Source organism: Aliiroseovarius sp. YM-037, assembly GCF_048060095.1.
In the GTDB taxonomy this organism is placed as follows: domain Bacteria; phylum Pseudomonadota; class Alphaproteobacteria; order Rhodobacterales; family Rhodobacteraceae; genus JBLUOA01.
Genome location: NZ_JBLUOA010000001.1, coordinates 1,648,452 through 1,671,261 on the forward strand (window position 1 = coordinate 1,648,452; position 22,810 = coordinate 1,671,261).

Below are 22,810 nucleotides of genomic sequence, written 5' to 3' on the forward strand. Positions count from 1 at the left end.
CAGACCGGGACGAAGGGAAAGACATGCCGAAACATCACGATTCACGCGATCTGCCATACACGGCGCAGCAGATGTATGATCTGGTGGCCGACGTCGCGTCCTACCCGGAGTTCTTGCCGTGGTGCGCCGCCGCCCGCATCAGATCGACGGAGCGGAAGGGCGAACGGGAAATCATGCTCGCCGACCTCGTGATTTCGTTCAAAGTGTTCCGCGAACGGTTCGGCAGCCGCGTGACGCTTGATCCAGCAGCGATGCGGATCGACACCGAATACCTCGACGGCCCATTCAAGTATCTGAAATCTTACTGGACGTTTACCGACCTTCCCGACGACCACTGCAGGGTCGAGTTCTTCGTTGATTTCGAATTCCGCAATATGATCCTGCAAAAACTGATCGGCGTTGTGTTCAACGAAGCCATGCACCGCATCGTCCGCGCATTCGAAAACCGCGCGAACGAACTCTACAGCTAGGACGCCATGTCGTAGGCGCGTTCCCCGTGCACTTCAAGGTCGAGGCCGTTGACCTCGATCTCATGATCGACGCGGATCGGCGTGATCCACCCTACTATCTTGATAAGCACGACCGACATGATGACGGTGAACGCGCCAACGATCACCAGCGACCCAAGCTGCGCCGTCCATGTTCCCGCGCCGAATACCGCGATCATGATCGTGCCGAAGATCCCGCCGACCCCGTGAACCGCGAAGACATCAAGCGTGTCATCAATGCCGAGCGCGTTGCGCACGAAGTTCACCGCTTCCTGACACAGGATACCCGCGACCGCGCCAATCAACAGCGCCTCAATCGGACCGACAAACCCCGACGCCGGTGTGATCGAGGCAAGGCCCGCAATGGTGCCCGTGACAATGCCCACCAACGATGCCTTGCCATACTTGATCTTCTCCCACAGCGCCCAGCTAAGCGATGCCGTCGCGGCTGAGATATGCGTGACTGTCAGCGCCATCGCCGCCCCGCCGTCGGCGGCGAGTTGTGAGCCGCCGTTGAAACCGAACCAACCGACCCACAGCATCGCCGCCCCGATCATCACAAACCCCGGATTGTGCGGCGGCGTCGTGCGATTGCGACGCGGCCCGAGGAATACGGCGATCAGCAGTGCTGCTATCCCCGCCGTTTCGTGAACAACGATGCCACCGGCGAAATCCTTGACGCCTGTTTCACCGAAAATTCCACCATCTGCCAGAAAACCGCCGCCCCAAACCCAATGCACAACCGGCGCGTAGCACAGCAGCATCCAAAGGCCCGAGAAAAGCAGCACAAAGCCAAAGCCGACCCGTTCGACATAAGCGCCGACGATCAGGGCCGGGGTGATAATCGCAAAAGTCATCTGGAAGGCAAAGAACAGAACTTCGGGCAGGGTTCCGGACAGGCTGTCCGCCGTCACGCCTGCCAAGAACGCTTTGCCCAAGCCACCCCAAACGCCGCTTTCGCCCGCACCGAACGCAATGGAATACCCGAAGGCAAGCCACAGGATGCTCATCAAACAGGCGATGGCATAGCATTGCATAAAGACGCTCAGCACGTTCCGCGCCCGAACAAGACCACCGTAGAACAGCGCCAGCCCCGGCAAGGTCATGAAGAGGACAAGCGCCGTGGCGACGATGATCCAAGCTGTATCTGCGGCGTTCATATCATTCTCCGGTCCGGTTGCTTGGCGCGTTGAAGCGGAGAGGGCGATTAAAGAAAAGGCAGGCAGGTGCAGATCATGCCTAATTCATGGGCATTTCTTTCGATGCCTGTTTTTTGTGCGGTTTTTGGGTGAGCTGCCGGAAATCTGTGCTGGTTCAGGTCAGCGTGACCAGAAGCAGATTAAGCGCGTGATCCCGTGCAGCCTTGCGCACCTCGGCACGGCCGAGCGGCCCGAACTCAACGGTTTCGGTTTTGGCTGGGGTGCCAGACTCCGCGATGGCAAAACAAACGCGACCTTCAGGTTTGAACTCACTCCCACCCGGCCCGGCAATTCCGGTGATAGACACCGCGAGCTGCGCGCGGGAGAGGGCAAGGGCGCCCTCCGCCATTTCTGCCGCAACTTCCTCCGACACCGCGCCGTGCGCGTCCAGTGTCGCGGTGGAAACGCCCAACATCTCAACCTTCGCGGCGTTGGTGTAGGTTACGAAGCCGCGTTCGAACACATCGGACGATCCGGCGATATCGGTCAAAGCGGCGGAAACCATGCCGCCAGTGCAGCTTTCAGCCGTCGCGATCATCACGCCCGCATCCCGCGCGCGGGTCAGGATGTCGGCGGAAACGCTCATCCCATCACCGTATGAAAGAATGACCCCACCACAATGACTGCAATCGCCGCGAAAACGCCGGCGATCACGTCGTCAAGCATTACGCCCATCGCGTCATGCTTCCTATCCGCCCAGCCGACCGGGCCGGGTTTCAGGATGTCAAACAGCCGGAAAAACAGAAACGCAGCAATCCAACCCGGCCACAGGCGCAGCGTTTCAACATTCATCATGCCGGCGCCATATGCGACGGGTAGCAACGCGATCCATTGGCCGGCGACCTCGTCGATCACGATCTCTGAGGGGTCGTGATCGTCTTTACCCTTCGTTTCCTCCAGCGTCGCCCAATAGCCGACCCAAAAGACGATGAACGCGCAGAACAGCAGTCCAAAGAACCCGGCCCATTCCATAATCAGCCAAGCCGCGGGCAGGGCCGCGAGCGATCCCCAGGTGCCGGGGGCAGGGCGCAGCAATCCAGCGCCGAAGAATGTCGCGATCAGTTTGCTCATGTCCGGACCAGCGTGATGGTGGCAAGGGCGGCGATCCCTTCGCCGCGTCCGGTAAAGCCCAGACGCTCCGACGTTGTCGCCTTGACGCTAACAGCCCTGACGTCCAGCCCCATGATCCGCGCCATCTCTGCCCGCATCGCGTCGGCATGCGGGCCAATCTTAGGGACCTCGCAGATCAGCGTGCAGTCGGCGTGGGTGATTTGATAGCCACGGCTGCGGGCGAGCGTGCAGGCGTGATCGAGGAAGATGTGGCTTTCGGCCCCCTTCCACTGCGGATCGCTCGGCGGGAAGTGCTGGCCGATGTCGCCCTCTGCCAGTGCACCGTAGATCGCGTCTGTCACCGCGTGCATACCGACATCGGCGTCCGAATGGCCTTGAAGACCGCAATCAAACGGCACAGCGATCCCGCACAACATCACGTGGTCGCCATCGCCAAATCGATGCACGTCAAACCCGTTTCCGGTGCGTATATCCATGTCCGCCCCCAATATCCGTTCGGCGCGGGCAAAGTCCGCAGCATAGGTCAGTTTCAAGTTGTCCTCGTCACCCTCGACGATCTGAACGTCAAGGCCATATGCACGAGCAACACCGACGTCGTCCCCAGCCTCGCCCTCATATTCAGCATATGCATCACGAAGTGACGCGACACGAAACCCCTGCGGAGTCTGCGCCCGAAACAGACCATCACGAGAGGCGATATCAGACACGCGCCCGTCGTCAGCCCGCCAAAGCGCGTCGGTGACTGCAAGGCCGGGGGCGGCCCCGGTCGAAACGTCGAGCGCGTCAATCACACGGCCAATCACCGCATCGCTGACGAGGGGTCGTGCACCGTCGTGGATCAGCACACGATCACAGTCATCCGGGATCGCCGACAACCCGGCGGCAACGGACTCGTGCCGAACTGCACCACCGTGAACGATCTTGATGGGCAGGCCCACGGGTAAACTAACGCTGTCGACAAACCGCGCCTCGTCCTCCGGGTTGATGACAACGACAATCGCGCTGACCTTCGGAACTTGCGTGAATTTGTGCAACGTTCGGTTCAATACAGACTGCCCCGCAAGCATCCGATATTGCTTGGGAACGCCGCCGCCCATCCGCGTTCCGCGCCCAGCTGCAACAATGATGACAGCAATGCTCATGAGGTCTCCGTTTGGCTTCGGAGTGTCTATGACGTTCTTAAAGGCGTGACAATGGCGGCATTCTCCGTCAGAACTGCCCAAAAATTAGGCAGTTTGCGAACGACACGGGGATAATACCGCCTAATTATTGTTCATTTCGGCCTTGGACCGTAGAAACCCGTATGCACAAGGATTAGGCAGTTGACGCTTTCGATCGGCCCCCTTCCCATTGATCCACCTGTTTTTCTGGCTCCGCTTGCGGGGATCACGGACCTGCCGTTTCGCACACTTGTCGCGGGGTTCGGCGCAGGTCTGGTCGTCAGCGAAATGGTTGCGAGTCAGGAGATGGTGCAGGCGAAGCCCGGCGTCCGCGAAAAGGCAGAGCTGGGATTTGGCCTTGCCAACACGTCTGTTCAGATCGCCGGGCGGGAAGCGTATTGGATGGCCGAAGCCGCCCGGCAGGTTGAGGCCAACGGCGCGCGGTTAATCGACATCAACATGGGCTGTCCGGCCAAGAAAGTCGTGAACGGCTATTCGGGATCGGCGCTGTTGCGTGACCTCGATCACGCGATCTCTCTGATCGACGCGGTGGTTGCAGCGGTCGATATTCCCGTCACGCTGAAAACCCGGCTGGGTTGGGACGACGCAACACTGAACGCGGCGGAGCTTGCCCGGCGGGCTGAGGCGAGCGGTATCCAGATGGTGACGATCCACGGGCGCACGCGGTGTCAGTTCTACAAGGGCCGCGCAAACTGGGCCGCAATCCGCGCGATAAGGGATGCGGTGTCGATCCCTGTCATCGCGAACGGCGATATTACCGACGCCGCAACAGCGCGCGAGGCGCTGCGCCTGTCCGGTGCGGATGGCGTTATGATTGGCCGGGGTGCACAAGGTGCACCGTGGCGGCTGGCGGAGATTGCGCACGCGATCTACGACACTCCAGCGCCGGACATCCCGGCAGGGTCGGCCTTTGCCGATATGGTGGCAAACCACTACGAGGCGATGCTGTCCTTCTATGGCGAAACGCTGGGCGTGCGGGTCGCGCGGAAACATCTTGGCTGGTATATGGACTATGTGGAAACGGGGCAGGGGCTTCGCAAGTCTATCCTGACAGAGCGTGACCCGCAGACTGTCCTGCGCCTGTTGCCGGATGCCGTCGGTCATGCAGTGCCGAGGGCCGTCGCATGAGCGTTGACGACCCAACCCTCTGGGCGTCCCTGCCGTCGTCTGCGCTGATCGTAAAGGCGGACGGGATCATTACCGATAGCAACCCGGCGGCAGAGAGTTTCCTGAACCTCTCCCGCAAGGCGCTCATCGGTGGCACCATCACGGACAAGCTGATCTGCGACGCATCGCTGCCCGATGCCATCGCCCGCGTCATCGCAGGGCATTCCGGTATATTCATCAACGACGCCGTGCTTGGCAGTGTCGCGCGGGCGGGGATCCTGTGCCAGATCCAGATCGCGCCGCTTGGCGACAGTGTCGAATACCTGCTGATCCTGATCACACCGCGCGAAATCTCTGGCCAGCTTGGGCATCCGCGCGGCGGATCATCGGTCGTGAAATCCGCGATTGGAATGGCCGAACTTCTGGCGCATGAAATCAAGAACCCGCTGGCGGGGATCACGGGGGCCGCGCAGCTTTTGTCGATGGGCCTGTCCGGAGAGGATCGGGAGATGACCGACCTGATTGTTGCCGAAACCCGCCGCATTCTGAAACTGCTCGATCAGGTGGAGCAGTTCGGCAACCTCTTGCCGCCCTCGCGCCGCCGGGTGAATCTGCACGATGTGCTCGATCAGGCGCGACGCTCGGCGCAGGTCGGATTTGCGTCAAATGTCGCAATCAAGGATGACTATGACCCGTCATTGCCCGACACATTCGCGGACCCCGATCAACTGCTTCAGGTGTTTCACAACCTGATCCGCAACGCTGCCGCTGCGCTTGCCGGGGTCGACGACGCGACTATCACCCTGCGCACCTTCTACGACCACAGTATGCACCTGCGTCGGCCAGACGGCTCCGCCTTTGGACTGCCGTTGCAGGTTGAGGTCATCGACAACGGCAACGGGCTGCCGCCGGAAATCGCCGATCATGTGTTTGAACCCTTCGTGTCTGGCCATGAAAACGGCACGGGCCTCGGCCTCGCGCTCGTTAGCAAGATCGTGGCGGATCACGAGGGCTGGATCACCGCGAACAGCGCACCGGGCCGCACGGTCTTTCGACTATCACTCCCCCTCGCCAAAGAAACCGAAGGAGCTGACTGATGGACGGCACTGTCCTTATTGCAGACGACGACCGCACCATTCGCACGGTTTTGACGCAAGCGCTGACCCGCGCCGGATGCAAGGTGCACGCGACGTCGTCGCTGACGACGCTGATGCGGTGGGTCGATGAAGGGAAGGGGGAGCTTGTAATCTCGGACGTTGTCATGCCGGACGGCAACGGCCTTGAGATGTTGCCGAAGATTGCCGAGGAACGCCCCGATCTTCCGGTCATCGTCATCTCCGCCCAAAACACGATCATGACCGCCATTCAAGCGGCAGAAGCCGAGGCGTATGACTACCTGCCAAAACCGTTCGATCTGCCGGACCTGATGAAACGCGCAGCAAAAGCGTTGGAGCAGCGCAAACCCGCCCGCCAGACGGGCGAAACGACCGAAGATGCCGAGACGCAAGACCTGCCGCTGGTCGGCAAAAGTGCGGCAATGCAAGAGCTTTATCGGCTGGTCGCACGCGTAATGAACGCCGACCTGCCGGTTCTCGTCACTGGCGAAAGCGGGTCGGGAAAATCGCTGATCGCACGCGCGATCCATGATTTGTGCGACCGGCGCACATTGCCCTTCGTGGTCGCGGGGGCAGAGGAGCTTTCGGACCCGGACAAAACCGCACGGCTGCTGACCGAGGTGCGCGGTGGCACATTGTTGCTGGATGAGGTCGCCGATCTTGACGACGCGGCACAGGCCCGGCTTGTCCGAACGCTTGATAACCTCACCGATACCGGGCCGCGCATCATCTCGACCAGTCGTGTCGATCTGGACCGCAAGACCGCAGACGGCGACTACCGCGAAGATTTGTTTTACCGCTTGGCAGGTGTGCCGATCACCGTGCCGCCGCTTCGCGATCGGGTGGATGATATTGACGTGCTGGCCGATCATTTCCTTGCGCAAAGCGCGGCGGGTGGTGGAAACAAGCGACAACTTTCGGCCCCGGCACTTGACTGGATGCGCAGCTTTCCGTGGCCCGGCAACGTGCGCCAATTGGAAAACACCGTGCGGCGTCTGACCCTGACAAGCGCGACCGACGAAATCTCAAAGGCGGAGCTTGAGGCGATCCTTGGCACCCATACCCCGACCGCGGCCGGCAACGGCGCGGATTATGGCGATCAGCTATCGCAATCCGTCGCTCGGCATCTGCGCCGTTATTTCGATATGCACGGCGGCGCATTGCCGCCGCCCGGCCTTTATCCGCGAATCCTGCGAGAGATGGAGCATCCACTGATCGAAATCGCGCTGGACGCCACCGCCGGAAATCAGGCGAAATGCGCCGAATTACTTGGCCTGAACCGCAATACTTTGCGCAAGAAAATCACCGACCTCGATATTCGCGTGACACGCCGCCGTAAGTTGATGTAAAAGCGCAACAGAAGAGTGGCTATTCGGCGCCAGCCGAAAATAAGCCACCAGATTTGGCGGTCCGCTGCACGAGCAGCACAATCAGATGAGGTCGGCACATGCCGAGCCCTGCACGACGTGCAACATGGGAAAAGGTCAGCCGCCTGCGGCGCCAACGGCGTTTTCAGAATATAACGACCTTTGGACTCGTGGTTCTGGGCCCGGTTCTGGCCCTTGTCACCTTCCTTGTCCTCGGACCGCTCGACGAAGGGTCGCGGGCATCGGGCCTGCGACTGATTCTGCTGGCAGACCTCGTTTATGTGCTGGTCGTTGCGGCGCTGGTGATGCAGCGCGTCGCCCGGATGGTCGCTGCCCGTCGGGCGAAATCGGCAGGCTCTCGATTGCACCTGCGTTTGACCGGGGTATTCGCCTTTGTCGCGCTGGTGCCGACGGTGCTTGTCGCCGTATTCGCCGCCATCACCGTGAATTTCGGGTTAGAGGGATGGTTTTCCGACCGGGTGCGGAATGTTCTTGGCACGTCACTTGCTGCCGCCGAAGCCTATGAAGAAGAACACCGCCGCGATCTGGTGCAGGACGCCGAGGCGCTTTCGCAATATATCAACGCAGCCCGACAGGCGGCGTTTCTGTTGCCCGATGGGGATTTGCGGCAGATTTTGACGCAGGGCCAAGCGCTCGTCCAACGTGGCCTGCGCGAGGCTTACGTGATTGACGGCTCCGGCGAGATTCGGGCGCGGGGCGAACGATCCTACCTGTTCGATTTTGAACGCCCCAGTGACGAGGAAATGCAGCGCGCGCTGTCCGGCGAAACGGTCATCATCGAAGACTGGGACAACAACGAATTCCGCGCCCTTGTCGGACTGCCAAGCTTTGCAGACCGTATCCTCTACGTCAGCCGAAACGTCGATGGCGATATCCTGAGCCTTCTTGATGACACGCAGGAAACCGTGCTGCTTTATCAGCAATTGGAAAGCGAACGCGGGCGGCTGTTGTTTGAATTTGGCCTGCTTTATCTGGGCTTTGCGGTGATCCTGATCCTTGCCGCGATCTGGCTTGGCTTGTGGTTTGCGGAGCGCCTTGCCCGGCCGGTCGGGCGGCTCGCTGGCGCAGCGCAGCAAGTCGGGGCGGGGGATCTGGACGTGCAGGTTCTTGAGGATGAGGGCGACGACGAAATCGCCATGCTCGCCCGACTGTTCAACCAGATGACCCGGCAGCTAAAGGGGCAACGGGAAACGCTGCTGGAAAACAACCGACAGACGGAGCGGCGGCGGCGGCTGTTTGATTCCGTGCTGTCCTCGGTCACGGCGGGCGTCATCGGGCTTGATGCCGAAGGGCAGGTGGCGTTCGTCAACCGCTCTGCCGAACGGCTTTTGTCGCTTGATCCCGACAACCCAAGCCAGAAGTTGTCCGACGCCGTACCGGAGTTTGCTGAACTTTTCTCCGACCTTTCGGAAAGCGGCAGCGAGGTTGCGCAGCGCGAAATCAAGCTGGCCCGAAACGGCAAGCTGGAAAACCTGCTGGTGCGGATGTCGACACGCCGGAACGCTGGGGGAAAACTTGAAGGCTACGTGATCGCCTTTGACGATGTAACCGACCTCGTGTCAGCCCAACGCATGGCGGCGTGGGGCGACGTTGCCCGACGCATCGCGCATGAAATTAAGAACCCGCTGACCCCGATTCAGCTTTCGGCGGAGCGGATCAAACGCAAGTTCCGCGGCGTCGCTGGGGAGGACGCAGAGCAGCTGGACCAATACACAGACGTCATTATCCGTCAGACCGGCGATTTGCGGCGGATCGTGGATGAATTCTCTAAATTCGCCCGTATGCCCGAACCAGAGCGGCGGCGCGAAGATCTGCTGAAAATCGTGAAAGACGCCGTGCTTCTGCGCGAAACGGCACAGGAAGAGGTGCGGTTCTCTGTCTCGCTGCCAGAGGGTCCGCTGGAGGCCGAGGTCGATGCCACCATGGTATCCCAAGCACTCACGAACCTGATTAAGAACGCTGGCGAAGCCACGGAAAGTCTTGTCGAAAATGGCGCACCTGATGGCTATCAACCCGAAGTGCGCCTGAACATGACGATTGAGAATGATCGCGTTCGGATCAGGATTGCAGATAACGGTGTCGGACTGCCCGAGGATCGGGCGCAACTGTTTGAACCCTACGTGACCACGCGCGCATCGGGCACCGGCCTTGGCCTGCCGATTGTGCGCAAGATTATCGAAGAACACGGCGGCACCCTGTCGCTGGAAGATGCAGAGATTTTTGAAGGCAATGACCACCGCGGCGCCTGCGCCGTAATCAATTTGCCGCTCGGGCTGATTAACGAGCGGTATGCCGCAAATGCGGTCCATGACAGTGAGGTGTGATGATATGGGCGATATTCTGATTGTTGACGACGAACGCGATATTAGGGAGTTGATCGCGGACATCCTGAAGGATGAGGGTTTCACGACCCGGTTGGCCGCAAACTCCGACGACTGCATGTCGCAGATCGAGGCAGAGCCACCGGCGTTGATGATCCTCGATATCTGGCTGAAAGACAGCGATATGGACGGGATCGACATCCTGAAAGCGGTCAAGCGTGACCGACCTGATATTCCGATTGTCATCATCTCGGGCCACGGCAACATCGAAATTGCCGTCGCTGCGATCAAACAAGGGGCGTATGACTTCATCGAAAAGCCGTTCAACATTGATCAATTGATGGTCGTCATCAGCCGCGCGATGGAAACATCGCGCTTGCGGCGCGAAAATACGGAGCTTCGGCGCAAGGATGATGGTCTGGGCGAGATGATCGGATCAAGTTCTGCCTTCAAGGTGTTGAAATCGCAACTTGATAAGGTGACGAAATCCAACGGTCGCGTGATGCTGACTGGGCCTGCCGGGTCGGGTAAGGAAGTCGCCGCGCGCTATATCCACGCGAATTCAAATCGGGCGGACGCGCCTTTTATCACGGTCAATTCTGCGTCGATCGAACCCGACCGGATGGAGGAGGTTCTGTTTGGACGCGAAACGCCAGAGGGGACTATCGAACCAGGGATGCTGGAACAGGCGAACGGCGGCGTGCTTTACTTTGACGAAGTCGCCGACATGCCCGCCGGAACGCAGTCGAAAATCCTGCGCGTGCTTGTGGATCAACAATTCCAGCGTGTTGGAGGGGTTTCGAAAACTCACGTCGATATTCGCGTTATTTCCAGCACGAACAAAGACTTGGAGAGCGAGATTAGCGCGGGCAACTTCCGTCAAGAACTCTACCACCGTTTGAATGTGGTTCCGATCTCTGTTCCCTCCCTTGAAGAACGCCGCGAGGATATACCGGAGCTTGCCGAACATTTCATCGAAGCGCTAAACACCAATCAGGGCTTGCCGCTGCGCGAACTCAGCGGCGAGGCGCAGGCGTTGCTTCAGACGATGATGTGGCCGGGCAATGTGCGTCAGCTGAAGAACGTGCTGGAGCGGGTGCTGATCCTTGGCAATGGCAACGGCCCGATTGAGGCGAAAGAACTGCCCCAGCCCGACGAACCCAGCGCCGATACGGACCGCGTCGTGCTGTCAGGCTCGCTTGCGACGCTGCCATTGCGCGAGGCGAGAGAGCTGTTTGAGCGCGAATACCTAATGACGCAGATCAACCGATTTGGCGGCAATATCAGCCGCACGGCCAGCTTTGTCGGGATGGAGCGGTCAGCACTGCACAGAAAGCTGAAATCGCTGAACGTGGTCACGTCGAACAAGGCCGGATCGCGGGTCGCGCATGTTGAGGACACGACCGACGCCTGAGATTGACCGCAGCATTGGCTTCTGCCATGGATGAAGCCCGCGGCCGCCAAAGGTAGAACGCATGAAAGTTATCATCTGTGGGGCAGGACAGGTTGGCTGGCAAATCGCCCGTCATCTGTCCAGCGAGAATAACGATGTTACCGTGGTCGACAACAACGCCGAACTTGTGCGCCGTGCGACGGATACGCTTGACGTGCAGGGGATTGCGGGGTTCGCGAGCTACCCTGATATCCTGACCCGCGCGGGTGCCCGTGACGCCGACATGATTATCGCCGCGACCCATTCGGATGAGGTCAACATGGTCACCTGTCAGGTGGCCCATTCGGTTTTCGCGGTCCCGCGCAAGATCGCGCGGCTGAGGGCGCAAAGTTACCTCGACGCGATCTACTCTGACCTTTATCGGCGCGACCACATGCCAATCGATGTGGTGATTAGTCCCGAACGGGAGGTTGCCGCGGCTGCCCTGCAGCGGCTTTCGGCCCCGTCTGCCTTCGATACGGAGAGTTTTCTGGAGGGGCGCGTCCAGCTTCTTGGTATCTTGCTGGAGGAGGACTGCCCCGTCCTCAACACCCCGCTTCGGCAGCTCACCGATCTATTTTCCACACTTACGGCCATTGTTGTCGGGGTGCGGCGTGAAGGATCGCTGTTCGCGCCAGAGCCGGGGGATCAGCTTTTCGCGGGGGATGAGATTTACGTCGTCACGCAATCCGCTGATATCAATAGAACAATGGAAGTCTTCGGCAAAGATTCGAAGAAACAGGAACGCGTTGTCATCATCGGCGGTGGCAATGTCGGCCTTGCGGTGGCAAGCCGTCTTGAGAAACAAGCGACCCGCATCCGCGCCAAGGTGATCGAAAAGAACCGCCGCTGTGCGGAACGGGCCGCCGATGCGCTTGAACGCACGATTGTTCTGAACGGCGACGGGATGAGCGCGGAGTTGCTGTCGGAAGCAAATATCGACCGTGCCGACGCCGTGCTTGCCGTCACGGACGACGACAAAACCAACATGCTGGTGGCGGTGCGGGCCAAGGCGGCGGGATGTCCGATGGCGATCTGTCTGGTGAACGACCCGACCCTGACGCCGCTGATGGGTCCGCTCGACATCGACGCCTATATCAATCCCCGTGCCACGACCGTCAGTTCAATCCTGCGCCACATCCGCCATGGCCGCGTCCGCGACATCTATTCGATTGGCGACGCCGAGGCTGAGGTCATCGAGGCGCAAGTGCTGTCGACATCCCCGATCTCCGGCCAAGCGATCCGCGACGTTGATTTCCCTGAAGGTGTCCTTGTCGGGGCTGTCCAGAAGGGCGACAAGATCGTGCGACCCACGGGCGGCACCCGGATCGAAGAGGGCGACGTGATCGTTCTATTCTCACTGGCCGCAGACGTGCCGGAAGTCGAACGGTTGCTTCAGGTCTCGATCGACTTTTTCTGAGTCATGATCCAGCGGCTCCTTTCCCTTCCGTTGATCGTCATCCTGATGGGGCTGGGCGCGATCGCGATGCTGTTCCCGGCGACCTATGGCTATCTGGTGCGGGAACTGCACGCCGCCCGCGTCTTTCTTTATGCGGGCGTTCTGTTGTTGACGCTCACGTCCCTTATTGCGATTGCGACGGCGAACAACCCATCACGTTCTGTGGCCCGTAGCCACTTGGTCGCGTTGCTAAGCACCTATCTGGTTCTGCCCGCGCTGCTGGCGATCCCGTTCTACGAAACGCTCCAGAACACGTCGTTCCTTAACGCCTATTTCGAAATGGTGTCGTCGCTGACGACTACCGGGGCGACGCTGTTTGATGAACCGGGGCGGCTGGTTTCGACGCTGCATCTGTGGCGGGCGATTGTCGGCTGGATGGGTGGGTTTTTCGTCTGGGTGATGGGGATCGCGGTGCTCGCGCCGCTGAACCTTGGCGGGTTTGAGGTTACCTCTCGGTCTCGCATCGGGTTGACGGGCACGTATTATTCGCAGGTCGAGGGCGGCGCGGACCCGTCAAAACGCCTCGCGAAACATGCGATAACGTTGCTTCCGATTTACTCCGGCCTGACGCTCGCCCTTTGGATATTCCTGATCCTCGCGGGGGAAAGCCCATTCGTTGCGGTGTGTCATGCGATGTCGACGCTCGCGACCAGCGGGATTTCCCCGATTGGCGGGATTTCAAACGGCAATGCGGGCTATGTGGGTGAAGGGCTGATCTTCATCTTCCTGTTCTTCGCTATCTCACGCCTGACCTTCGCGCCGGAAACGCAGTCAGAATCGATTTCCCGCCTGTCGCGCGATCCAGAATTTCGAATGGGCCTGTTTTTTATCGTGATGGTGCCAACGCTGTTGTTCGTGCGCCACTGGGTCGGCGCTTATGAAGTCGATGATGAAGAAAACGCCATCGCCGCGCTGAAAGCGCTATGGGGCAGCGCGTTTACTGTCTTGTCGTTCCTGTCCACCGCCGGGTTTGAATCCGGCGACTGGTCAGAGGCGCGAGGCTGGTCCGGGCTTGAAACACCGGGGTTGATCCTTGTCGGGCTGTCGCTGGTCGGCGGCGGGGTCGCGACCACCGCGGGTGGGGTCAAGCTGCTGCGGGTCTATGCGCTCTACAAGCACGGGCTGCGGGAGATGGACAGGCTCGTCCATCCGTCATCGGTTGGGGGCAGCGGCGCTGAGGCCCGGCACCTCAGACGGCAGGGGGCTTACATGGCGTGGATCTTCTTCATGCTGTTTGCCCTCTCCGTCGCGGTCGTGATGGTCTCGCTTTCACTGACCGGTCTGACCTTCGAAACGACGATCGTTCTGACGGTTGCATCGCTGTCAACCACGGGGCCGTTGGCCTCGGTCGCGGCTGAAACGCCGGTCGCCTACAGCGCAATGGGCAGTGCGGCGAAGATGATCCTTGCAGCCGCGATGGTGGTCGGCAGGCTTGAGACCCTCGCCATTATCGCTTTGCTGAATCCTGACTTGTGGCGATCATGATCGGCGGGTAATGGATAGGTCCGTAACGGGCTGATTTTTTTGGGTGGAATCTTGATAAAATAATCCCCATACTCTTAAACTTGATACTGAAAGGCCCACCGCGAGGGCATAAGACCGAAAAAAGGGCGTGAATCCGATGGCTGCCGATAAACAAAACCTGCAGGACGCATTCCTCAATCATGTGCGCAAGACAAAGGTTCCGGTGACGATCTTTCTGATCAACGGGGTCAAATTGCAGGGCGTGATTACGTGGTTTGACAATTTCTGCGTCCTTCTGCGCCGCGATGGTCAATCACAGCTGGTCTACAAGCACGCGATTTCAACGATCATGCCGTCGCAGCCAATCAGCCTTTACGATGGTGAAGAGTAACCGTTGACCGTCGAACACGGCGAAATCGCAACCCGCGCCTGGGTTCTGCACCCTGAACTCACCTCTGATCGACAGCGCCGCAATGCGAGCCACGCGTTGGGCGAGGCGCGCGCATTGGCGGGTGCATTGCCAGGGCTTGAGGTGGTCGGGGCCGATATCGTGCGCCTGTCCGCCATTCGGCCCGGTTATCTGTTTGGATCGGGAAAGACCGAGGAACTCGGTCAGCTGTTCAAAGAGCATGAGGTTGAACTCGTCCTGATCGACGGTCCGGTCACGCCGGTTCAGCAGCGCAATCTGGAACGCGAGTGGAAGGTCAAAATCCTCGACCGCACGGGCCTGATCCTTGAGATTTTCTCGGACCGAGCCGCGACCCGCGAGGGTGTATTGCAGGTTGAGATGGCAGCACTGTCTTATCAACGCACGCGGCTTGTGCGGGCATGGACCCACCTTGAACGGCAGCGCGGCGGACTCGGCTTCGTCGGCGGCCCCGGCGAGACGCAGATTGAGGCAGACCGCCGCGCGATCGACGATCAGATCAACAGGCTTCAGAAACAGTTGTCGAAGGTGGTCAAAACCCGGCAGCTTCATCGCGCCGCACGGGCGAAGGTGCCGTATCCGGTCGTGGCGCTAGTGGGTTATACCAACGCGGGCAAATCCACGCTGTTCAACCACATGACGGGCGCGAAGGTGATGGCGAAAGACATGCTGTTTGCGACGCTTGACCCGACGATGCGGTCGGTCACGCTGCCGTCTGGCCGGGATGTGATCTTGTCAGACACGGTTGGTTTCATCTCGGACCTGCCGACCCAGCTTGTCGCAGCCTTTCGCGCAACGCTTGAGGAAGTGCTGGGCGCCGATCTGATCCTGCATGTCCGTGATATTTCGCACCCTGAGACCGAGGCACAGGCGAACGATGTCGAAGAGATTCTGACCGAACTCGGGATTTCCGAAACGACGCCCCGGATCGAGGTGTTGAACAAGCTCGATGAACTGGACGCTGAAACGCGGCGGCAACTTGAAACGACAGCCGCGCGGCAGGACGATCTGTTCGCGATTTCTGCTTTGACCGGGGAAGGGGTGCCGGAGTTGCTCGACGCGGTCTCTGCCGCTTTGACGGAGCCTAAGACAGAGCAAACGCTGCTCCTCCCATTCTCCGAAGGGCGCAAGCGGGCGTGGTTGTTTGAACAGGGCGTCATTGAGGATGAGGAGCAGACAGAGGATGGGTTCTCGCTCCGCGTCCTCTGGACCGCACGTCAGGCGAAGGCGTTTCGCAGGCTTTAACGGCTACTCCGCCGCCGGGTTCATGATGATGATGCCATCCGCCGCAGCGCGGGCGAGGTCCGGATCCAGCGACATCGGAATATACTCGCCCCGGCGCCAAAGCTCCCCCAGATCATCGTAGTGACGCGACAGCGGATGTCCCGATTGCCCGGTGGAAATGATGAACACCGAACTGTCGGGGTCAGAGAAGTCATAGACCCCGCGATACCCAGCCCCGTGCACGTTCTGGAACGGCGCGTTCGGCGCCCCGGAGGTCAGCCCACGCATCAGGGTATTGTCGCCGCCGCTGGTCGACTGGCGGATGTTCAGAAACCAGCCGAGAAACGGAACTTCGCCAAGGGTCGGATGATCCTGCACCGCTAGGTGCGCGTCGCCCCAGCGCAGGGATTCAAGCGTTCCACCATAGGTTTCGTCGATCCAAAGCAGCGCGTCATCCAGTGATTGCCGCGCGATCTCTGTGCAGGTCTCAACAGGCGCTGACTGGATCACGTCACACCAAATCCCGGCCCCTTCAACGTCGCGGAAGACACGCTCAATAAACAGTGGCTCCACATGCCGAAAACCCTGCGACAGGCGGCCAAGTTCATCCCGGATCAGGCGATCCTGCAACGCCCGCATCCACGCGGCGTAGATCAGCGGCTCGGGCAGATGTTCATTCATCTCACCGTTCCATTCGGCAAGCATCGCGAGCGCCTGAACCCGGCGACGTTCGGCGCTGCCATCGGGGGCGGCATCGCCGGTATACCAAAGGTCGGCTGCGACCAGCGGCAACAGGGCGCGGGCAGTAAAACTGACGGTATCAAGCTGCGCCTCGACAAAGCTATCGCGGGTGTGAACCTCGCGGCTTTGCATCAAGTGTTCCCAGCGCTGCACCCGTTGCGTATCGCCCCAGACAAAGCTCATGTGGAAGGGGAAAATCCGGTCGACGATCTTGTTGTTCGTGTTACCCAGCACGCCGCCTGCGGGATCTTTGAAAGCGGGGTTCCCGGCATAGCCCGCGCGGCCTTGCCAGCGGTTTTCCGGCAACCAACCTTGGCTCGGGTAGCGCCCCTGACTTTGATGCCGAAGCGCGCGAAGCGGGAACGCGCCGAGTGTTTTCATCGCGACCGTATCGCCACCGGCGAGCGTCAGGTTCATCGACGGTGCGATGAAATCTTCGCCCGCCTCAATCGCCTGATCGACGGATTGCGACCGCATGATGCGGATCGCCGCGCTAAGCGACGTATCGCGGGGCGACAGTGCCGTCCACGACACCGACGCGACGTGCCCCGGCGGCGTGATATGCTCCAAACCCGCGTGGGTGCCGGGCAGGACGGGGCCGTTCTGCGTCCAGCGAAGAGTAAGCGGCACGGGTGAGCCGCCTTTCACCTTGATCTCAACTTCTTCTGTTATGAAATTGGCAAAACCATCCTGCGTCTGGTATTGCTCAGGATTGTCGGGGTTCAGGCGCTCGATAAACACGTCGAGATCGTCGAGGTAGGACGCCGTGATCGCCCACCCAAGGTAATCGCTGCGGCCGCTCAGAATAATCGGGATGCCGGGGATCGTCGCGCCGATCAGACCGCCTTCGGTGAAATCCATCCGAGCAAGATACCAGATTGACGGTGCGGTGAATTCGAAATGCGGATCATTGGCAAGCAACGTGCCGCCCGCTGCGGACCGTTCCGGCGCGGCGGCCCATGCGTTTGAAGCGCCCGCACGGTCGCGCCCTTTGAACGGAGACAGCGGATTGGTCGCGACCCGCAGCGGCTCCGTGCTCGGCGTGATGCCGGGAAACAGCTCCGCATACTCCGGAAGCTCCGCTAGGCCGGGGCCGGGGGCGTCGGGCAGGATGTCCTTCAAGCGCTCTTCTGGCAAAATCAGCGACAGGCGGGCGCGGATCACTTCTTCCTCCAGCTTCGATGACATCTGAACGGCCATGAGCTTGAGCAGCGCGATTGAATCAGCAGGCTGCCACGGTGCAATGTCCCGGCCATACATGAACAGTTCCGGCGCACCGCGGCCATGGGTGCCCATGCTGACCTGCTCCAACCACGCGTTCACCCCGGCGGAATAGGCGTTTAGCGCGTCAAGCGTCTGGGCGTCCTGCGCCGACACCGATTGCAGCGCCAGATTATAGATATTGAGCCGCCGCATTTGCGCGTCAATCTCGATCATTTCCGGCCCGAGAAGCTCTGACAAGCGCCCTTGCGCGGTGCGGCGCAACCGCTCCATTTGCCACAGTCGGTCCTGTGCGTGGACGAACCCAAGGCCAAAGAACGCGTCCTCATCGGTTTTTGCGAGGATATGGGGAACCGCAGAGTTCGTGCGGACAATTTCGAAGGGCTGATTAACGCTCGCGACGTCGTATTCCGCATTGTAGGGCGGCAGCGATTTGCTGGCCAAATGATACACAACGCCGATTGTAAGGGCGATCAGGAGAAGCAGCACAACCACTATCCTGAGCAACCAGCGAAAGACCTGTGCCATCCCAACCCCTTTGTTGACGCCTCAGCGCGGCCCCTTCATTAAGGGGAACACAGATTGAAGGCAAACGGAAGGATTGAGCCATGGCAAAAGTCGCGTTTTTGGGCCTTGGGGTCATGGGCTATCCAATGGCCGGGCATCTCGCCGCCGCAGGGCATGAGGTGACGGTCTATAACCGCACAAGCGCGAAGGCCGAGGCTTGGGTCGACCAACATGGCGGCGCGATGGCCACAACACCGCGCGAGGCGGCGAAGGGCGCGGCGTTCGTGATGGCCTGCGTCGGGAATGACGATGATCTGCGCGGGGTGTGCGACGGGCCTGATGGGGCGTTTGCAGGGATGGACGACGGCGCAGTATTTGTCGATCACACCACGGTTTCCGCAGCGGTCACGCAGGAGCTTAGCGATATCGCGACATCACGCGGCCTTAGCTTTGTCGACGCGCCGATTTCGGGCGGGCAGGCGGGGGCGGAAAATGGCGCCCTGTCCGTCATGTGCGGCGGCGATCAGACCGCATATGATCAAGCGGATCCGATTATCGCGGCATACGCCCGGATTTGTCGCCGTTTGGGCGACGTAGGTGCGGGTCAATTGACCAAGATGTGCAACCAGATTGCCATCGCCGGGCTGGTGCAAGGCTTGTCCGAGGCGCTGCATTTTGCGGAAAAGGCCGGGCTGGATGGCCGCGACGTTGTCGAAGTCATCAGCCAGGGCGCGGCGGGAAGCTGGCAGATGTCGAACCGTTACGAAACCATGATCGACGACGAATTCGAACATGGCTTCGCCGTTGACTGGATGCGCAAAGACCTTGGCATCTGCCTCAGCACGGCGAATGAAAACGGGGCGAGCCTGCCAGTGACGGCGCTCGTCGATCAGTTTTACAAAGATGTACAGAAGATGGGCGGCGGACGGTGGGACACGTCGAGCCTTGTGAAAAGGCTTCGGGCGCTCGGTTAGGTCAGATAGCGGGCTGAACGCCCGCAAGCAAAGGATGCGATCATGTTTCAACCCCCTCTGTTCCGGGAAACCCGTATCGACGTGATGCAGGCGTTGATGAAAGCGCATCCGTTTGCAACGCTCGTGTCTGCGGCGACGGGCGGTCTATCCGCGGATCACATTCCGCTGGTCATCCATCCAGAGCTTTCCGAAAACGGCAACATTCGCGGCCACCTTGCCGCCGCCAACCCGCTTTGGCGAAAAACGGAGCGTGATGTTGAAGTGCTGGCGATATTTCAGGGGCCGCACGCCTACATAACGCCGTCTTGGTATGCGTCAAAGCAAGAGCATGGCAAGGTCGTCCCGACGTGGAACTACGCCGTCGTTCACGCGCATGGGGTGCTTCGGTTTTGCCGGGATCACGATTGGCTTATGGAACATCTGGCCGAATTGACCAATCGTCACGAAGGCAATCGGGCGACGCCGTGGGCTGTGACGGATGCCCCCGCGGAGTTCTTGGAACGACAGCTAAAAGGGCTTGTTGGTTTCGAGATCGAAGTCGAAACGCTGAACGGCAACTGGAAGGTCAGTCAGAACAAGAACGATCAAGATAGGGTAGGGGTCGAACTGGGCCTGCTGGATGAAAACACCGCCGATGCCGCATCGATGTCCGATCTAGTGAAGCGCGCCGCCAAGTAGATGACATGTCCGTATGCCCAACCGATGTCAGGCATACGCTTACTTCGTTTAGGCCAGTAAACCTTACGGAATGATCCGGGTGTATTTCGTGCCTTCAAGGGTCGCGCCAACATGCAAACCAGCTTGGCCAAAGACCACCGCGATGATGGGGTCCAAAACAGTTGTCGTGTCGACACCCAGATTGCCACCCCGGTCGCTGACCGCATATTCGATGTCACCGCCCGCGGCCCATCCGCTGCCACGCCGGAATTCAGCGAGCGCTTCTTCGGTCATGAAGAACAGCACGTGCGCAAACTGCTGCGCGCCGATCTGAAGGCCGAAACTGGCCGAGGCCGCAGAATAGTAATCGACCGTCACGTCATTGATCTGCAACGCGCCGCGTCCGTAGGACCCGCCGACGCCAAACCCGGCCTCGGTGACCAGCGGCATGATCAGCATACCTGCTGACTTGTTCCGCAAATCCTGCGTGCCCGGATATTGCTGATACATAAAGTTACGCGTCGATGCGACGCGGGAATCGATGGTTTCGGCCCCGTTGCTACCGATGCCGTTGCTACATGCCGCCGTGCTGGCCGCAGCTGCGCCTGCGCTGACGATAAAGCTCCGCCGTGAGAAACTGCTCATATCTTTCGCCTTTGTGGTTGCCTGACTTAGCGCGACTTTTTGATGCCGCTTGACAATAACCTAAGCCAAACGCCGCCGATTGTCATCCGTTGATGCACCGGATTGATAAAATCTGCGGACAAAAAAGGCCCCCGCACGCGGGGTGCGAGGGCCGGTTTCCCGTTATGCGGGAATTAGTGTTTGAAAACCTTGATCTCTCCACTCGCGAGTTTCGCGCGATAGGCGTTCATTTCCGCCTTCACGATGGGCGCGAGGAAGTAGAGGCCGAGGATGTTCGGAACACAGATCAGGAAGACCAGCGCGTCCGAGATGTCGAGGATCGGCCCCAGTTGGACGACGCAGCCCAGTGCGACGAACGCGCAGAAGATCAGCTTGTAGATCGTCTGCCCGGTCTGGCCTTCGCCAAACAGATAGGTCCAGCCCTTGAGGCCATAGTAAGACCACGAGATCATCGTCGAGAACGCGAACAGCAGTGCCGCGAAAGCAAGCGGCAGCGGGAACCAGCTAAGCTGACGTTCAAACGCGGCAGAGGTCATCGCGACCCCTTCGGCACCATTGGCAAAGTTCGGATCGGCCACTTGCGACGTGCCGATCACCAGCGCGGTGATAGTGCAAATCACGATAGTGTCGATGAACGGCTCCAGCAGGGAAACGTAGCCCTCTGTCACCGGCTCGTCCGTCTTAACCGCAGCGTGTGCGATAGAAGCGGAGCCGATCCCCGCTTCGTTCGAAAACACAGCCCGTTGGAAACCAATGATCATCGCGCCGAGGGCACCGCCGGTGACACCTTCGCCGGTAAAGGCTCCGCTAAAGATGTTGCCGATGGCCGTCGGGATCGTGGTGACGTTCATCAGGATAACGATGATCGCAAAGACGCAGTAGAACACCGCCATGAATGGAACGATCTTTTCGGTCACACGCGCGATGGACTTGATACCGCCGATGATGACGGAAAAGACGACCCCGGCAAGGATCAACCCAACCAACCAGCCGAGCCCGTCAAGCCGCCCGCCGGTCACACCGTTCAACTGCACATAGGCCTGGTTCGACTGGAACATATTGCCGATCCCGAGTGCCCCGATAAAGATACCGATGGCGTAGAACGTGCCCATGAACTTGCCAAAGCCTTCCATACCACGTTGGGCAAAGCCTTGACGCAGGTAATACATCGGCCCGCCGGAAACGGACGCATCCGGGTTTTCGTTCCGATACTTCACGCCGAGCGTACATTCGACAAATTTGGTCGACATGCCCAAAAACCCTGCGACGATCAGCCAGAAGGTCGCGCCGGGGCCGCCGACGGTCACGGCGACGGCGACGCCGCCGATGTTGCCGATACCGACAGTGCCGGACACCGCCGTGGCGAGCGCTTGGAAATGGCTGACCTCACCGGCGCTGTTCGGGTCGGCGTAGTCGCCCCGGACAAGCCGGATGGCGTGACCGAAACCGCGCAGGTTCACGAAGCCCATGTAGAAGGTGAAGAACACCGCCCCGGCGACAAGCCACAACACGACAAGCGGCAGGTTCGCCCCGAAAACCGGGATCTTGAAAAAGACGATTTGCCCGATCAGCGTCGCGATCGGTGCGGTGATGTTGTTGATGGTTTCGTCAATGCCGGCCTGCGCGGGAAGGGCGAGGCAGATCAGGACGAAGATCGAGGTTATTAGGCGCGTCATGCGAAAGTCCTCTCTGTTGAATCACGAAAGATGCAGCGCCCCTTTAGGGAACAACCACGACAGGGACAGGGGATGTCTGGATCAGGTTCGCAGCGACCGAACCAAACAGCAGCGCCTTGATTCCGCTTTGCCCCCGGCGCCCGATCACGATCTGCGCAACGTCGTGTTCTTCGGCCAGTCGGATCAGGGTTTCGGCAGGAGGGCCGTGGTTCACGATGGTTTCGACATCGATCCCTTCGGCTTTCAGCTTTGCCGCTGCCGGCTCCACGACCGAACTTTTGGCGCGCTCGATTTCTTGCTCGCGCCGCTTATGCCGTTCGGCGTTTTCTTCCGGTGTATTGAAACTGTAGGCGGACCATTCAATCACATAGGCGACGACCATCTTGGCCCCGCCGATCTTGGCACGGGCCGCAGCGTAGTCCAGCGCCCTTTCGCTGCCGGGGCTTCCGTCCACGGCCAATAAAACCTTGTTGTTCATCTGTCCCTCCTTGCGGTCAAACCGGTTGTCGGTTG

General features: G+C 60.0%; 20 protein-coding genes. 12 read left to right on the forward strand and 8 right to left on the reverse strand.

Annotation, left to right across the window (positions count from 1 at the left end; all coding sequences use genetic code 11):
* The first annotated feature begins 23 nt into the window (after positions 1 to 23).
* On the forward strand, positions 24 to 470 hold the full coding sequence (locus ACEWPJ_RS08160; RefSeq protein WP_416512303.1) for a type II toxin-antitoxin system RatA family toxin: 447 nt from the start codon (positions 24 to 26) through the stop codon (positions 468 to 470).
* On the opposite strand, the gene ACEWPJ_RS08165 is transcribed toward ACEWPJ_RS08160, so the two are convergent.
* From ACEWPJ_RS08165 to ACEWPJ_RS08180, 4 genes are all read right to left on the reverse strand, one after another.
* Positions 467 to 1,648 carry an ammonium transporter gene (locus ACEWPJ_RS08165; RefSeq protein WP_416512305.1) on the reverse strand — a complete coding sequence of 394 codons (1,182 nt, stop codon included), beginning with the start codon at positions 1,646 to 1,648 and terminating at the stop codon, positions 467 to 469. The genes ACEWPJ_RS08160 and ACEWPJ_RS08165 overlap by 4 nt on opposite strands.
* 154 nt (positions 1,649 to 1,802) lie before the next feature.
* Positions 1,803 to 2,273, reverse strand: a complete 471-nt coding sequence (locus ACEWPJ_RS08170) for a CinA family protein (protein ID WP_416512307.1) — start codon at positions 2,271 to 2,273, stop codon at positions 1,803 to 1,805.
* Entirely contained in the window at positions 2,270 to 2,758 is a 489-nt protein-coding gene (locus ACEWPJ_RS08175; RefSeq protein WP_416512309.1) for a phosphatidylglycerophosphatase A, read from the reverse strand. Before ACEWPJ_RS08175 ends, ACEWPJ_RS08170 begins: the two co-directional genes overlap by 4 nt.
* A complete protein-coding gene (locus ACEWPJ_RS08180; RefSeq protein ID WP_416512310.1) occupies positions 2,755 to 3,900 on the reverse strand; it encodes a bifunctional 2-C-methyl-D-erythritol 4-phosphate cytidylyltransferase/2-C-methyl-D-erythritol 2,4-cyclodiphosphate synthase in 1,146 nt (381 codons plus the stop codon). The genes ACEWPJ_RS08175 and ACEWPJ_RS08180 overlap by 4 nt, the downstream gene beginning before the upstream one ends.
* Before the next feature lie 180 nt (positions 3,901 to 4,080).
* On the opposite strand from ACEWPJ_RS08180, the gene dusB reads away from it, so the two are divergent.
* From dusB to hflX, 9 genes are all read left to right on the forward strand, one after another.
* The gene (gene dusB, locus ACEWPJ_RS08185; RefSeq protein WP_416512312.1) at positions 4,081 to 5,067 is read left to right on the forward strand and encodes a tRNA dihydrouridine synthase DusB; all 987 of its coding nucleotides are present in this window, start codon (positions 4,081 to 4,083) and stop codon (positions 5,065 to 5,067) included.
* The gene (locus ACEWPJ_RS08190; protein WP_416512314.1) at positions 5,064 to 6,143 is read left to right on the forward strand and encodes a two-component system sensor histidine kinase NtrB; all 1,080 of its coding nucleotides are present in this window, start codon (positions 5,064 to 5,066) and stop codon (positions 6,141 to 6,143) included. Before dusB ends, ACEWPJ_RS08190 begins: the two co-directional genes overlap by 4 nt.
* The gene (locus ACEWPJ_RS08195) at positions 6,143 to 7,510 is read left to right on the forward strand and encodes a response regulator (RefSeq protein WP_416512316.1); all 1,368 of its coding nucleotides are present in this window, start codon (positions 6,143 to 6,145) and stop codon (positions 7,508 to 7,510) included. Before ACEWPJ_RS08190 ends, ACEWPJ_RS08195 begins: the two co-directional genes overlap by 1 nt.
* Before the next feature lie 98 nt (positions 7,511 to 7,608).
* Complete coding sequence (locus ACEWPJ_RS08200; RefSeq protein ID WP_416512317.1) at positions 7,609 to 9,873, forward strand: ATP-binding protein; 2,265 nt, start codon at positions 7,609 to 7,611, stop codon at positions 9,871 to 9,873.
* Positions 9,874 to 9,877: 4 nt separating this feature from the next.
* A complete protein-coding gene (locus tag ACEWPJ_RS08205; protein ID WP_416512319.1) occupies positions 9,878 to 11,284 on the forward strand; it encodes a sigma-54-dependent transcriptional regulator in 1,407 nt (468 codons plus the stop codon).
* A gap of 61 nt (positions 11,285 to 11,345) precedes the next feature.
* Positions 11,346 to 12,722, forward strand: a complete 1,377-nt coding sequence (gene trkA, locus ACEWPJ_RS08210; RefSeq protein ID WP_416512321.1) for a Trk system potassium transporter TrkA — start codon at positions 11,346 to 11,348, stop codon at positions 12,720 to 12,722.
* Between the two features lie 3 nt (positions 12,723 to 12,725).
* Positions 12,726 to 14,246, forward strand: coding sequence for a TrkH family potassium uptake protein (locus ACEWPJ_RS08215; RefSeq protein WP_416512323.1), 1,521 nt, complete (start codon positions 12,726 to 12,728; stop codon positions 14,244 to 14,246).
* A gap of 136 nt (positions 14,247 to 14,382) precedes the next feature.
* Positions 14,383 to 14,616, forward strand: coding sequence for an RNA chaperone Hfq (hfq, locus tag ACEWPJ_RS08220; protein ID WP_039003554.1), 234 nt, complete (start codon positions 14,383 to 14,385; stop codon positions 14,614 to 14,616).
* Between the two features lie 3 nt (positions 14,617 to 14,619).
* A complete protein-coding gene (hflX, locus tag ACEWPJ_RS08225; protein WP_416512326.1) occupies positions 14,620 to 15,897 on the forward strand; it encodes a GTPase HflX in 1,278 nt (425 codons plus the stop codon).
* 3 nt (positions 15,898 to 15,900) lie between these two features.
* On the opposite strand, the gene ACEWPJ_RS08230 is transcribed toward hflX, so the two are convergent.
* Positions 15,901 to 18,366: a penicillin acylase family protein gene (locus ACEWPJ_RS08230; RefSeq protein WP_416512327.1), complete on the reverse strand. Its 2,466-nt coding sequence runs from the start codon at positions 18,364 to 18,366 to the stop codon at positions 15,901 to 15,903.
* Positions 18,367 to 18,446: 80 nt separating this feature from the next.
* Here ACEWPJ_RS08230 and ACEWPJ_RS08235 point away from each other — a divergent pair, with 80 nt between their 5' ends.
* Positions 18,447 to 19,319 (forward strand): NAD(P)-dependent oxidoreductase, encoded by an 873-nt coding sequence (locus ACEWPJ_RS08235; protein WP_416512329.1) that lies wholly within the window; start codon positions 18,447 to 18,449, stop codon positions 19,317 to 19,319.
* Positions 19,320 to 19,361: 42 nt separating this feature from the next.
* On the forward strand, positions 19,362 to 19,997 hold the full coding sequence (locus tag ACEWPJ_RS08240) for an FMN-binding negative transcriptional regulator (protein WP_416512331.1): 636 nt from the start codon (positions 19,362 to 19,364) through the stop codon (positions 19,995 to 19,997).
* 63 nt (positions 19,998 to 20,060) lie between these two features.
* Here ACEWPJ_RS08240 and ACEWPJ_RS08245 read toward each other — a convergent pair whose 3' ends face one another.
* The 3 genes from ACEWPJ_RS08245 to ACEWPJ_RS08255 all read right to left on the reverse strand — a co-directional run bounded on the left by ACEWPJ_RS08245 (position 20,061) and on the right by ACEWPJ_RS08255 (position 22,775).
* Positions 20,061 to 20,621 (reverse strand): YSC84-related protein, encoded by a 561-nt coding sequence (locus ACEWPJ_RS08245; RefSeq protein WP_416512333.1) that lies wholly within the window; start codon positions 20,619 to 20,621, stop codon positions 20,061 to 20,063.
* A gap of 173 nt (positions 20,622 to 20,794) precedes the next feature.
* A complete protein-coding gene (locus ACEWPJ_RS08250; protein WP_416512335.1) occupies positions 20,795 to 22,297 on the reverse strand; it encodes an alanine/glycine:cation symporter family protein in 1,503 nt (500 codons plus the stop codon).
* Between the two features lie 43 nt (positions 22,298 to 22,340).
* A complete protein-coding gene (locus tag ACEWPJ_RS08255; protein WP_416512337.1) occupies positions 22,341 to 22,775 on the reverse strand; it encodes a universal stress protein in 435 nt (144 codons plus the stop codon).
* Between the last annotated feature and the right edge of the window lie 35 nt (positions 22,776 to 22,810).